The sequence below is a fragment of the Acinetobacter seifertii genome, from assembly GCF_016064815.1.
GTDB lineage: Bacteria > Pseudomonadota > Gammaproteobacteria > Pseudomonadales > Moraxellaceae > Acinetobacter > Acinetobacter seifertii.
The window spans coordinates 2,792,961-2,807,100 of the sequence record NZ_CP065820.1 but is presented as its reverse complement, the minus strand read 5'-3'; the positions used below and the strand labels follow the sequence as shown (position 1 = coordinate 2,807,100).

Here is a 14,140-nt window from a genome sequence, read left to right as displayed (position 1 = left end):
TGATAATAACAAGTCTTAAAATGATAATATAGAGGGGCTATGAGCGAGCACAATCAATTCAAGCAAAACATTTTGTTTTTGATTGGAGTCTCTAATGAATATGCATACTCAACTGGATGTCGAGCAAGCGACAACAACATTTAAGGATAAAAAACGTCATTTATGGCTATTGGGTTTAGCTGTACCGACCATTGCAATGGGTGGGCTAGCAGGCTATCAATTTGGTCCTAAAAAAACTAAAAAGTTCTTCGCTTCATTTGGGCCATTATTTATTCATGGTGTTATTCCTGCATTAGATAAACTGATTGGTGAAGACAAGGAAAATCCACCATTAGATGCAATCGCTGATTTAGAAGCAGATCCGTATTACGCACGCATTGTTAAACTTTTTATTCCTTTGCAATATGCAACCAATATCTATGGAGCATATTTGGCAACTCGTAAAAATACACCTATAGCTGATCAGGTTTTACTTGGAACTTTAGTAGGAATGGTCAATGGGATTGCGATTAATACTGCACATGAACTTAGTCATAAGAGTGGTCGACTTGAACATTATTTATCTCATTTGGCGTTAGCACCTTCGGGGTATAACCATTTCCGAATTGAACACCCTTATGGACATCACCGCCGTGTTGCGACACCTGAGGACCCAGCATCTTCACAATTTGGCGAAACCTTTTGGAAGTTCTTACCGCGGACTGTAGTTGGGAGTTTTAAATCGGCGGTTGAAATTGAGAAGAATCGCTTAGAGCGTAAGAAATTGCCTTTCTTCTGTAAGGAAAATGAACTGATTCATGGCTGGGCAATGTCGGCTGCGTACCATGCAGCCATGTTTGCGAAATTTGGTGCGCGTTCGATTCCATTTCAAGTTACTCAAGCCGCGTATGCAGTAACTTTGTTTGAATCGGTGAATTACATTGAACATTATGGTTTAAAGCGTGCAAAGAAAGAAAATGGCCAATATGAACGTACTTTGCCAGAGCACAGCTGGAATAATAATAATGTGGTGACCAATCTGTTCTTGTATCAATTACAACGGCATTCAGATCATCATGCCAATCCAACTCGCAGCTTTCAGACCTTGCGGCATTTTGAAGATGCGCCGCAATTGCCAGCAGGTTATGGTGCAATGATTTTGCCCGCGTTTATTCCATCTTGGTGGTCAAAAATTATGGATGAACGTGTTGTCGAGCACTATAAGGGCGACCTCAGTAAAATCAATATGCATGTTGATGTGAAAGAAAAAATGCTAGAGAAATATATTAAGCAAAATAACGCGGCTTAATAGTCGAAAGATATAAAACAGATCAGCCCAAGCGGGCTGATTTTTTATAATTAAGCAGAAATACAGAGCCTGTTAAAATGAAGATCAAACTCAAGATATTTGTGAACAAATGCTGTTTTATCCGTGGTGCGTAACAAATTATTGTAGATAAACTCTGGAACGGGATGATAAAGCTCACCTGAGCCATTGCTATAGAAAATTTTTAAATAGCGTGAAGAAACATCATATTTCCAAGAGGTTACAACAACAGATTTTTCCATATAACTACTCCTACTTTTGTTTGATCTTTTAATACATATACAAAACTCTTTTGTTTCATAATTCGACAGTACTCTAAGTTAAGCAGGCTGACAATTCATAAATGAATGTTGCTATAAATTTATAAGTATAAGAATTGTAAAAAATTAGCTATGAAATTTTGGTAGATAATAAGACTTAGATTTATAAAAATAATCAATAAAAAAACCACCCTAAAAAGGGTGGTTTTAGACGTATTGGTCTAATCTAAAAAATTAGATTTTACCAACTAAGTCGATAGATGGAGCAAGAGTAGCTTCGCCTTCTTTCCATTTAGCTGGGCAAACTTCACCTGGGTGAGCGTGTACGTATTGAGCAGCTTTTACTTTACGAAGAAGTTCAGACGCATCACGGCCGATACCACCAGCGTTAAGTTCAACGATTTGGATTTTACCTTCTGGATCGATAACGAAAGTACCACGATCAGCTAAACCTTCAGATTCGATAAGAACGTCGAAGTTTTTAGAAAGAGTCCAAGTTGGGTCGCCAACTAATGGGTATTGGATTTTTTTGATTTCTTCAGAAGTGTCGTGCCAAGCTTTGTGAGTGAAGTGTGTATCAGTAGATACAGCATAAATTTCAACACCAAGTTTTTGGAATTCAGCGTAGTTGTCAGCTAAGTCACCAAGTTCAGTTGGGCAAACGAAAGTGAAGTCAGCTGGATAGAAGAATACAACAGACCATTTACCTTTAAGGTTAGTTTCGTTAACTTCAACAAATTGGCCGTTGTGGTAAGCAGTTGCTTGGAAAGGTTTAACTTCAGTATTAATCAAGCTCATCATTGTCTCCATGATTGAGGTTTATATTTAAACTTGTTTACGAGATGTAGAATAAATAAAAATTCTTTATTGGGGAAATAGTATTTTTACATGACTAAAATCGGAAAATTGAATAAGTGATAAATTTACGATTTTTAAGTCCCCAAACACTGTATTCGATTTGACTGCAAAAACATGTAAATCAAATGACAGTTATCGTAAAAGAAACTTGCATAACAACATGAAGTCTAGCGAGACAAAATTCAAGGGTAAAATTTTAAAAAATTAAAAATATATAAAAAACCAACTGTTTTACCTGAAGAGCATTAAAGCGTAAAATAGCGGATTGTTGAATTTTCAGGAAAATTTATCTGTGCTGAATGGTTTAAATATAGATCAATGGGTGATGGCGAGAGATCGTTACCGTTTAAATCGTTTGCGTAAAGATAAAAAAGCCGATACTTCAGAGATTGAAAAATTATTTGAACAGTCTAATGCAAAAGTTAGACAGCGTTTTGAACGTCTACCTAAAATTAAACTGAATCAGGATTTACCTGTTTCTCAATATGCAGATCGTTTAATTGAAGCGATTCAAAAGCATCAAGTTATTATTGTGGCAGGTGAGACAGGCTCAGGTAAAACTACTCAGCTTCCTCAAATTGCCATGTTAGCGGGTCGTGGTTTAACGGGCATGATTGGTCATACCCAGCCACGTCGTTTAGCTGCACGTAGTGTTTCTCAGCGTATTGCAGAAGAAGTTGGCGAAAAGCTTGGTGAATCGATTGGTTTTAAAATCCGTTTTAATGAACAAGGCTCGCAAGATTCGATTGTACGGTTAATGACCGACGGTATTTTGCTTGCCGAGTTAGGCAATGACCGCTTTTTGTCTAAATATGACACGATCATTATTGATGAAGCGCATGAACGCTCACTCAATATCGATTTTATTATGGGTTATTTAAAGCAGTTACTGCCAAAGCGCCCAGATCTAAAAGTGATTGTGACTTCGGCAACTTTAGACGTAAATCGTTTTAGTAACTACTTTAATAATGCACCAGTTTTTGAAGTAGAAGGTCGTAGCTACCCAGTTGAAGTACGTTATCGCCCAATTTCAGAGATGAATATTGGTGGTAGTGATGATGACGAGTTCGATGATTTTGAAGAAAACCTTCCTCGCGCAGTGGTACAAGCTGTAGAAGAATGTTTTGCCGATGCCGAAGAAAAAGGCCATCCTGAACATGCTGATATTCTGATTTTCTCAAGCACAGAACAAGAAATTCGTGAGTTGCAGGAAACCTTACAAAAGTACGGGCCAAGACACACCGAAATTTTACCTTTGTATGCACGCTTAGCTGTTTCTGAACAACAAAAGATTTTTAGTCCGGGTGGAAAAGGTCGTCGTATTATTATTGCCACGAACGTGGCCGAAACTGCACTGACGGTTCCAAATATTCGTTATGTAATCGACAGTGGTTTTGCCCGTATATCTCGTTATAACTACCGTTCACGCGTACAACGCTTACCCATTGAAGCTATTTCTCAAGCAGCAGCCAATCAGCGTAAAGGGCGTTGTGGTCGTATTGCTCCGGGTGTATGTATTCGTTTATATAGCGAAGAAGACTTTTTAAGCCGTCCTGAATTTACCGAACCTGAAATTAAGCGAACCAACTTGGCTTCGGTTATTTTGCAAATGCAAAGCTTAGGGTTAGGTGAGCTAGAAAACTTCGATTTTATTGAGCCACCAGATTTCCGCCTAGTCAATGACGGTCGAAAACTACTCATCGAGTTAGGAGCACTTAACGAGAAGAAAAATGAGCTGACTAAAGTCGGGCAAATGATGGCACGTATGCCAATTGACCCACGACTCGCACGCATGATTGTGGGCGGTGCTCATTTCGGGGTGCTTAAAGAAATTTTAGTGGTTGTCAGTGCGCTTGCAGTGCAAGATCCGCGTGAGCGTCCAGCCGACAAACAGATGCAGGCTGACCAAAAGCATGCACTATTCAAAGAAGCAGATTCAGACTTTCTGTTTTATTTAAAACTTTGGGAGACTTTAAATCCTAAAGGTGAAGGAGGGATGTCTGAAAATAAACGTCGCCAGTTTGCCAAGCAGCATTTCTTAAGTTGGTTACGTTTACGTGAATGGAAACAGACGCATAAACAATTGGTCGAGTTAGCTGAAGGTTTAAAACTGAGTTTTAATGAAAAACCTGCGAACTATGAAAACCTGCACCGTGCGTTGCTGACAGGTTTATTGTCTTTTATTGCCAATAAAACTGATGAACGTAATATCTTTATGGCAGTGCGTCAGCAAAAGGCGAAAGTCTTTCCTGCCAGTACTTTGCACAAAACCAATACTGCTTGGGTGATGGCTTTTGAGATGGTGGAAACCTCTCAGGTTTATTTACGTACTTTAGCCAAAATTGATCCTGAATGGATTTTGCTTGCTGCACGCGACTTGTTGAAATATCACTATTTTGAGCCGCATTGGTCTAAGAAAGCTGGGATTGTAAATGCGTATGCTCAAATTTCGCTGTTTGGTTTAATTATTGAACCAAAACGCTTAATTAATTTTGAGAAAGTTGACCAGCCTGCTGCTCATGAAATTTTCTTACGTGATGCATTAACCACAGGTAACTTAGGTACAGTTCCGCCATTTTTAAAACACAATTTACTTAAACTTGAAGAAGTTGAACGAGTTGAAGATAAATTGCGTCGCCGTGATTTGGTAGTGGATGAAGAAACGATTTATCAGTTCTATGCCTCTAAAATTCCTGAAGAAATTGCAAGTCGAAGTAGTTTTGAAGACTGGCGTGCAACGGTTGAAGCAAAAAATCCACGCTATTTATTTGTAGAAGATAATGCACTTTGGCTCAATGACCGTCCAACCACACAGCAATTCCCAGATCATTTGCATAATGGGCAGCTACGTTTAGCAACGACATATCGTTTTGACCCAAGTCATGATGAAGATGGTGCAACGGTTCAAATTCCGGTACAAGCTCTTCCTCAGGTCGATGAAAACATTTGGTCTTGGGGGATACCAGGTTGGCGTTTAGATTTAATCGAAGCACTACTAAAAGCTTTACCAAAAGACAAACGTCGTAGTGTAGTGCCTATTCCTGACACAGCTCGTAAACTCATGCAGGGTATCGATGCTGTACATTTGCGGCAGCATATTTTTAGTTATTTAGCTTTTGCTTTACGTGGTGAGCAAATTACTGAAAAAGATTTCTCGTTTGAACGTATTGATCCATATTTGGTGCCTTTCATTAAGGTCATTGATGAAAAAGGTAAGCTGATTGCGAAAGGGCGTGATTTACCTGAGTTAAAAGCACGTTGCCGCGTAGAAACACATCGTCCAGTTAAACAGCAAAAAGGTGAGTTTAAAAACTTTCCTGAAAACTTTACTTTTGAGGCCTCTCATAAAGTCACGGGCGTTGTAGTTAAACAATATCAGGCTTTAGTTCCGACCAAGGCTTTTGCTGACCTCGAAGCTAAAGATGAGTCAGGCATTGTTATTCAAACGTTTAACGATCAGGCTGAGGCGATTAAACAACATCGTGAAGGGATTATTCGTCTGGTCCATATGCAACTAGGGGACTTGATTCGCCAGTTGAAAAAGCAGATTTCAAAGCCGCTCGCGTTGGCTTATTCACCTTTGGGCGATAAAGCTAAGCTTGAGCAGATGTTGGTCTATGCAACGTTGCAGATGGCAATTACGACTTTGCCAATTAACGCTGATGAATTTAATAAGCTGCTAGATCAGGTCAAAAAGCAATTTTTGAGTTATGGTCAGCAAGCACTTGAGCAATTAAGTGATATTTATATACAGTGGCAGCAAATCCGTCGTCAGCTTTTAGTACTTGATTCAGGCGTGTTTGGACGCAGTATTGATGATATTGAAGACCAGTTAGATCTCATGTCACTTGGTAATTTTGTTTACCGCCAACCGGTCGATCTTTGGCAGGAATATCCGCGATATTTAAAAGCACTGCTATTGCGTTTAGATCGATTGCCAAATAATCTACAGCGAGATCATGCTGCAATTGACGATGTCGATCCATGGATGGACAAGGTGTTTAAATTCAAAAACGATCCAAAAATCAAAGAATTGTATTTGATGTTGGAAGAATTCCGCATTTCTTTATTTTCTCAACCGATGAAAACCAAGATGCCTATTTCGCCAACTCGACTGCAAAAGTTATGGGATCGTTTGGGAATCAGTTAAGATAGATCGGGGTCTGTTTATGCTGTTGTTTAGCCTACAACGCAATTTATAAATGAAAGATTAACAGACCCTATTCATTTTTTTAGGAGTTTTACATGGGCATTCGTATCACAGGTACTGGGTTATTTCACCCAACAGAAATCATTTCTAATGAAGAACTGGCCGACAGTTTAAATGCTTATGTGGAACAATATAACCAAGAGAATGCAGAGAAAATTGCAGCAGGTGAGCTAGAAGAATTACGTGGTTCTAGTGCTGAATTTATTGAAAAAGCGTCTGGTATTAAGCGCCGTTACGTGATTGAGAAATCAGGTATTCTCGATCCAAATCGTTTGCGTCCTCGTTTGTCTGAACGTTCAAATGATGAACTTTCACTTCAAGCAGAGTGGGGCGTCATTGCTGCGAAACAGGCAATGGAAAATGCAGGCGTAACAGCTGAAGATATTGATGTTGTGATTTTGGCATGTTCAAACATGCAGCGTGCTTATCCAGCTGTAGCGATTGAAATTCAGTCGGCACTTGGCATTCAAGGTTATGCCTACGACATGAACGTTGCATGTTCAGCTGCTACTTTTGGTTTGAAACAAGCAGCAGATGCAATTCGTTCAGGTGCTCGCCGTGTTTTATTGGTGAACGTTGAGATTACATCGGGTCACCTAGACTACCGTAACCGTGATTGTCATTTTATTTTTGGTGATGTTGCGACCGCTTCTATTATTGAAGAAACCACCACTAAAACTGGTTTTGAAATTTTAGATATTCATTTATTTACTCAATTTTCAAATAACATTCGCAATAACTTTGGTTTCTTAAACCGTAGCGAAGATGCGGTCGTTGATGACAAGTTATTCCGTCAAGATGGCCGTAAGGTATTTAAAGATGTTTGTCCATTGGTGGCAAAAATCATTAATGCACAGTTGGAAAAAATGCAGTTAACTGCAAATGATATTAAGCGTTTCTGGTTACACCAAGCTAACGCCAATATGAATGAATTAATCTTGAAATATGTGGCTGGTAAAGAGGCAGATCTAAGCCGTGCACCAATTATTCTAGATGAGTTTGCCAATACCTCATCAGCAGGTGTTATTATTGCTTTGCACCGTACAGGCCACGAAGTGGATGATGGCGAATATGGCGTGATTTCATCTTTCGGTGCTGGTTATTCAGTAGGTTCGATTGTTGTTCAAAAGCACGTTGCTTAAGTTACTAGATTAATTAAAAACGCTCGTAAGAGCGTTTTTTATGGGTCGAAAATAATAAAGCGGACTAAAATTAGCCCGCTTCAATTGAATCAAAAATGATTAAAACTTTTTGGTGTAGTTTACAAACAGGCGATCTTCACCAAAGTCATTGCCATGTTTAACCTTGTAATCAATTCGAATATATTGCAGAGCGACGCCTTTTAAGAATGGCTGCTGAAACGCATAATTTAAAATCACATTCGATTCGGTTTCATGGTTCTTTTCACCATTTGCTGCTTTAAAGTCATGGCCGTAAACATATTTCACCATTGCGTTTAAGCCCGGAACATAATCTTTAAAGTCATAGCCATACATGACATGGTAAGACTTTTCATCTTCTTTAAAGAATCCAGTAGCATTCCAGTTAATGAAATAGGTCTCTGGTAAAAAACCATCTGGTAATGGGTAAGCTGATTCTCCAATAATTTGTTGGTACCCCAAACCAAAGGTATGATTTTTTACTTTAAGCGTTTCTAACACCCCAATGTTTTGCGCATCAATATCAAAAGTATTGCCGTCATCTTTTGCATTGAAATATTTAAACTTAGACGTAAGCGCAAAATTAGGTTGTTTCCAATTATGCTCAAGCCCTACATAGTGTTTGTTGTAGAGGTCTTCTAAATTACCAAAATAGTATTCACCCTTGAGTGATGGCGTAAATTGATAACGCAAGTCAATGTAGTTCAGGCCATCAGATTCTTTAGTGATTCCATTTGCCGTAAAGGAAAACTTTTTAAAGTCTTCTTCATTTCGTGGAGAGACTTTTTCAACCCGACCAATTTCAGCATAAAGCTGATCTGAAAGTTGCGACTTAAGATTGGTTCCCCAATAAGAAGCAAGTAATTGTCGGCTGGCATCGACAGCCGTTACAGGCAGGTCTAACCAGAGCTCACCGACACTTAAAAGTGTTTTGTCGTAGCCCAGTTTTAAAGTTGCGCCGTATTTTAAGAAGTCAGATGCCTGAGACTGAGTTTCTTTATTAAAAGGTAAAACTGTGTCTGCAACATGTTTATCTGAACTCAAGCGAACGGCATATTGAACAGAAGCATCGACTCCAATGGTGATAGGCTTATCTACTATGACTAGTGGGGTGTCATGCATTTTAGATTTATAAAATAATGATGCTGCCTGAGACCAACTGCCAGTATCTTTTAAGGCATCATTATCAAAATTACGGTTGATATAGGCGTTTTTTAAAGTGAACTTCCATTCATCTTCACTTTGTTGAGCTGTATCTGCTGCCCATAAACTTGAGCTAGTCAATAAACCTAATAATGTAGCTATTGCTAAATTACATGGTCTAAAACGGTGTAATAATTCCATAATCCATTTCCAAAAAGATGCGCCAGTCCTCGACGCATGTATTTTTACTGCTGGGTAAGCGTGTTTTGAGAGTTAAAAGTTGATGGCGTTTGTGCAGTAACAGAGGCTTTTAAATTGACCATAAATATTGCAAGTGCAGCAATCACACCTGGAATTGCAATCGCTAAGAAATTCATTTGGTGTGGAAGCTCAAGAGTGAGTAGGGCTCCAGTTAAAACTGGTCCGATAATCGCACCAATACGGCCAATTCCAGATGCCCAGCCCATGCCTGTTGAACGAAGTGCCGTCGGATAGAACTGTGCAACGAAGGTATAGAGTAAGATTTGCGAACCAATTGTGGCGGCACCAGCAATCGCAATCAGGCTATATAAAATAATTTGCGGACTATTAATACCAAGCAGAATTAAAGCTGCTGATCCCACAACAAACATGATCGTAATAACAGGTTTTAAATGAAATCTGTCTGCTAAAGCACCGCCGCCAATTGCACCGACCATGCCGCCAATATTAAGTGCAAAGAGGAATAACATGCTTGTACCTAATGAGTAGCCCGCTTGCAGCATGAGTTTAGGTAACCAGCTTCCTAAGGCATACACCATGAGTAAGCACATAAAGAAAGCAATCCAGAACATAAATGTGCTGAAAGTACGGCCTTGTTGGAAAAGCGCACGGACAGGTGCATCGGTTGTGGTGCTTTCATTTAACACCAGTTGTGTATTGGCGGTTACCTGAGTTTGAGGTGCAATTTTACAAACAATACTTTTTGCCTGCTCGCTATGGTTTGATTTCACTAAAAAGGTGAGAGACTCTGGCAAAAATTTCCAGATCAACGGCAGTAATAGCAGGGGAATACCGGCAATTAAAAACATGATTTGCCAGCCCATATCTTTAATGAGCCATGCACCGAGTAGTGCTGATGTCATGCCACCAATTGCATAACCACTAAACATGATTGCCACTAATGTACTGCGGATTTTTTTCGGTGCGTATTCGGTCATAAGTGCGACCACATTTGGCATAACGCCACCAATCCCTAGGCCTGCAATAAAGCGCAAAATAGCAAACTCTGTTGGTCCTTTGGCAAAGGCACCGATAAAGGTAAATCCGCTAAATAAGGTGACACAAATCAGGATGGTTTTTTTACGTCCCAGTTTGTCTGAAAGTGTGCCGAAAATCATGGCACCAAACATCATACCAAATAGAGCAGCACTGGCGAGTAAACCAGCTTCTACCGCAGTTAATGACCATTGTTGCATTAACAGAGGAAGAGCAACCCCATAAATAACTAAATCATATCCATCAAAAATAATAATAAGTAGGCACCAGATTAAAACTTTCCAATGAAAAGATGTAAAACTGGCTTTATCAATTAACTCATTAATATTAACCTTGCTCGTATCCATTTTCTTCACCTCCAATTTGTGAAGTGTCGCGTTATTTTTTAATAAACTATTTTGTTATTGGATTAGAGTCAAAAACCTAATTGATATATCTTTATGTCTTTAAGGTATTGTGTTTTAATTGATTTAATTATTTGAAAAATATGTATTTATTTTTATTGTTTTAGCTGGTTTTGTTGTGTCTTTAAAATGGGGTTAAATATTGTATTATGAGAATTTTAAGTGTTTTATAGGTGTTTTTTTATAGATTTTATTGATGATAATCACAGCTAAAAATATAGCTAAATTTATATTGTGAATTGAAGTGAAAATATAAAAACAAAATACTAAAGTCTATTATTTAATTATTTTAGAAATTGATCTTAAAAATGAAATTTAATCTATATTCAATAAAAAATGCCAAATCAGAATTAGCAAATTATTTGCATCCTAATTTGGCGATTGAGGCTTTATTTTAGTGGTAGGCGCTTAGATAAAAAACTTAATTTTTGGCTGGCGTTGAGCGTGGTGTAAGAATGAAATGGGCGATTACACCAATACAAATACCCCAAAAAACTGAGCTTAATCCAAGAAAATGCATGCCTGATGCTGTCGCTAAAAAGGTAATAAGTGCAGCATCACGTTGACTGTCATTCTTCATGGCAACAGAAATATTGGTGGCAATCGCTCCAAGCAAGGCTAAACCTGCCAGTGCTGCAACTAATTCTTTAGGAAGTAAGCTAAATAGCATGACAATACTGCCAGCAAATAAGCCTCCTAAAATATAAAAAATTCCGTTGGCGATTCCTGCGATGTAACGTTTTTCTTTAAGTTCATGTGCATCTTTACCCATACATAAAGCTGCAGTAATTGAGGCTAGTACAATGGTAATACCGCCGACACAGGCAACAGCTAAAGAGGCAATACTAGTGACAGTAATAATGGGTTTGGCTGGGGTGTCGTAACCGCCGAGTTTCATAATCGCCATACCCGGTAAAAATTGGCCGGTTAGGCTGACTAAAATGAGAGGAACGGCGAGATTCAGTGTTGAGTTCCATGTCCATTCTGGGCTAATCCACTGTGGAATAGCTAAACTAAAACTCACATCAACCGGATTCATCTTGCCTAAAATGAGGCTTAATAAAACTCCAGCAGCTAACACCCAAATCATGGTGTAGCGCGGCATTAAACGTTTGGCAATTAAAAAGACAATAAGCATGCTAAATACAATAAAAGGCATGCTATCAGACGCGGTAAACAGACCAATACCAAATTGAAAAAGAATACCTGCCATCATGCCCGCAGCAACATCTTGCGGAATCCACTTCAGTAACTTGTCGAAGTAACCTGTAACGCCAATTAAAAAAATAACGATGGCAGAAGTAATATAGGCGGCTACTGCTTCATTCAACGAGACGTTTGGAAATAGAGTAACTAACAGGGCAGTACCCGGTGCAGACCATGCAGTTATGACAGGCGTTTTATATTTAATTGAAAGATAAATACCTGAAACGGCGGCACCAATTGAGATTCCCCAAATCCATGACACCATCATGTCAGTGGAAACATGGGCACGCTGAGCAGCTTGGAAAAAAATAATCAGTGGGCCTGAGTAAGAAATTAAAACCGCAAGAAAGCCAGCAACTGTTGCTGATATGGACCAGTCATTTTTTAATGTCTTGAACAGGGTTGCCATGTGTGATTGCCTCCATGCAAATCATGTTATTTACCCAATCATGTAAAAAGATCAGGGTTAACCCTGATCTCCACCTCCGACCGAAATAACCGATCCGGTCATATAGGATGCTTCGTCTGATGCAAGAAATAAAATTGCATTCACTTGTTCTTGAATTGTGCCATAACGACCCATAAATGTTCGATCTATTGTTTGATCAACCACTTGCTGCATCCAGTCTTTTTCATTTTGACTTAACGGATTAGCGTTACGTGGCACTTTACGAGGGGGTGCTTCGGTTCCGCCAGTCGCAACGGCATTGACTCGAATTCCGTCTTTAGCATGTTCAAAAGCAAGCGATGCTGTTAGAGCATTCACACCGCCCTTAGATGCAGAGTAGGGAATACGATTAATACCACGGGTTGCAATTGAAGAAACATTTACAATAACACCCGCTTGTTGCTTAATCATGGCGGGTAGCACAGCGCGGCAACACCATAACGTTGGAAACAATGAGCGGTTCACTTCCTTAATGATCTCTTCTTCAGAAAACTCTTCAAAAGGTTTCATCCAGATCGCGCCGCCTACGTTATTAATCAGGATATCTACCCGACCATAATGTTCGATGGCTTTTGCGACTACTGCTTGCGCACCTGCATAGGTTTCAAGGTCAGCATTAATCGTGACGGCATTGCCATTTGCGCTCTGAATTTCTTTGAGAACTTCCTCAACATATTCAGAGCGGTCAGCCATGATGACTTGGCCGCCTTCAGCTGCGACTTGCAGTGCCACACCACGACCAATGCCTTGAGCACTACCCGTAACAATCACGACCTTATCGGTAAATCTTTGACGGTTTGACATAGATAACTTCTCCACCTTGAATTAGTTTGCAGAGAATTTTTCAAACAAGAAATTAGCAGGTTTGATATTTTCAGTTTCTAACCAGCCACGTACCGCTTCTACCATTGGTACTGGTCCACATAGATAAACATCGACGTCGCCGCCATTTAACCATTCACTTTCAATATGACCAGTGACATAGCCTTTGCGTTCATGATTACTCTCAGGGCTTGCAACTACAGTTCGATATTCAAACCAAGGGAATTTCGCTTGCAACTCATTGAGTTTTTCTAGAGCAACCAAATCAAAGTCATTAGTTACGCCAAAGACTAAACGAACTGGTTGTTCTGAACCTTTTTCTTCAAGCACTTGTAACATCGACATAAATGGGGCAATGCCAGTACCGCCTGCGAGCATCAGCACTGGACGCGCTACATTACGTAAATAGAAGCTACCGAATGGACCGGTAAATGTCATTTTGTCGCCAGCTTGGGCATTTTTGCTCAAGAATTCACTCATTTTGCCATTTGGTACGTTACGGACCACAAAGCCCGTTAAGCGATTGCCCGGTTTTGAGCTAAATGAATATGAACGTGTTTCGCCAGTTTCAGGAATCGCAACGTTGACGTATTGACCTGCAAGGAAATGAATATCTGGTTGACCTTCATCAAGTTGAATATCAAATGTGATGGTTGAGTTTGATAAATTTTCAACGCGAGCTAGGGTGCCTTGGAAGCTATGAATTGCAGTTTTGCAAACATCTGACGAGGCTTGAATCTGGAATACCGCATCTGAAGTTGGGCGACATTGGCAAGCAAGAATATAACCTTGCTCAGCTTCTTCTGGGGTTAGTGCATCTTCAATATAGGTTTCTTCTGGCATGTCATAACTGCCAGATTCGCAAAATGCGCGGCAAGTTCCACATGCACCGTCACGGCAATCCAAAGGAATATTAATTTTTTGGCGATAGGCTGCGTCAGATAGGGTTTCGCCTTGAGCTACGTTAATGAAACGTGTAACACCATCTTCAAATTGAAGTGCGATATTGTGGTTTGACATGGCATGTATCCTACAAAATATTTGAAACTTTTACCCTCAGCCAACA

The 14,140-nt window shown here is 39.6% G+C and carries 10 protein-coding genes; 3 read left to right on the top strand and 7 right to left on the bottom strand.

Annotated features, from left to right (window positions below; all coding sequences use genetic code 11):
* Window positions 1-94: 94 nt before the first annotated feature.
* Window positions 95-1,288 carry an alkane 1-monooxygenase gene (locus I8T81_RS13055; RefSeq protein WP_198071392.1) on the top strand — a complete coding sequence of 398 codons (1,194 nt, stop codon included), beginning with the start codon at window positions 95-97 and terminating at the stop codon, window positions 1,286-1,288.
* Between the two features lie 50 nt (window positions 1,289-1,338).
* Here the strand turns inward: I8T81_RS13055 and I8T81_RS13050 are convergent, their stop codons facing one another.
* Window positions 1,339-1,548 carry a KTSC domain-containing protein gene (locus tag I8T81_RS13050; RefSeq protein WP_004702739.1) on the bottom strand — a complete coding sequence of 70 codons (210 nt, stop codon included), beginning with the start codon at window positions 1,546-1,548 and terminating at the stop codon, window positions 1,339-1,341.
* A gap of 252 nt (window positions 1,549-1,800) precedes the next feature.
* Entirely contained in the window at window positions 1,801-2,364 is a 564-nt protein-coding gene (gene ahpC / locus I8T81_RS13045) for an alkyl hydroperoxide reductase subunit C (protein ID WP_003652649.1), read from the bottom strand.
* A 352-nt stretch (window positions 2,365-2,716) separates the two neighbouring features.
* Here ahpC and hrpA point away from each other — a divergent pair, with 352 nt between their 5' ends.
* Together hrpA and I8T81_RS13035 are read left to right on the top strand one after the other, a co-directional pair.
* Complete coding sequence (gene hrpA / locus I8T81_RS13040) at window positions 2,717-6,574, top strand: ATP-dependent RNA helicase HrpA (RefSeq protein WP_198071391.1); 3,858 nt, start codon at window positions 2,717-2,719, stop codon at window positions 6,572-6,574.
* 95 nt (window positions 6,575-6,669) lie between these two features.
* Window positions 6,670-7,776 carry a beta-ketoacyl-ACP synthase III gene (locus I8T81_RS13035; RefSeq protein WP_032004013.1) on the top strand — a complete coding sequence of 369 codons (1,107 nt, stop codon included), beginning with the start codon at window positions 6,670-6,672 and terminating at the stop codon, window positions 7,774-7,776.
* A 99-nt stretch (window positions 7,777-7,875) separates the two neighbouring features.
* Here I8T81_RS13035 and I8T81_RS13030 read toward each other — a convergent pair whose 3' ends face one another.
* The 5 genes from I8T81_RS13030 to benC all read right to left on the bottom strand — a co-directional run bounded on the left by I8T81_RS13030 (window position 7,876) and on the right by benC (window position 14,094).
* On the bottom strand, window positions 7,876-9,138 hold the full coding sequence (locus tag I8T81_RS13030; RefSeq protein WP_198071390.1) for an OprD family outer membrane porin: 1,263 nt from the start codon (window positions 9,136-9,138) through the stop codon (window positions 7,876-7,878).
* Between the two features lie 44 nt (window positions 9,139-9,182).
* On the bottom strand, window positions 9,183-10,541 hold the full coding sequence (locus tag I8T81_RS13025; protein WP_198071389.1) for an aromatic acid/H+ symport family MFS transporter: 1,359 nt from the start codon (window positions 10,539-10,541) through the stop codon (window positions 9,183-9,185).
* 478 nt (window positions 10,542-11,019) lie between these two features.
* Window positions 11,020-12,213, bottom strand: coding sequence for a benzoate/H(+) symporter BenE (gene benE, locus I8T81_RS13020; protein ID WP_198071388.1), 1,194 nt, complete (start codon window positions 12,211-12,213; stop codon window positions 11,020-11,022).
* Window positions 12,214-12,270: 57 nt separating this feature from the next.
* Complete coding sequence (locus I8T81_RS13015; RefSeq protein ID WP_198071387.1) at window positions 12,271-13,056, bottom strand: 1,6-dihydroxycyclohexa-2,4-diene-1-carboxylate dehydrogenase; 786 nt, start codon at window positions 13,054-13,056, stop codon at window positions 12,271-12,273.
* Window positions 13,057-13,077: 21 nt separating this feature from the next.
* A complete protein-coding gene (gene benC / locus I8T81_RS13010; RefSeq protein WP_191105468.1) occupies window positions 13,078-14,094 on the bottom strand; it encodes a benzoate 1,2-dioxygenase electron transfer component BenC in 1,017 nt (338 codons plus the stop codon).
* Window positions 14,095-14,140: the final 46 nt, after the last annotated feature.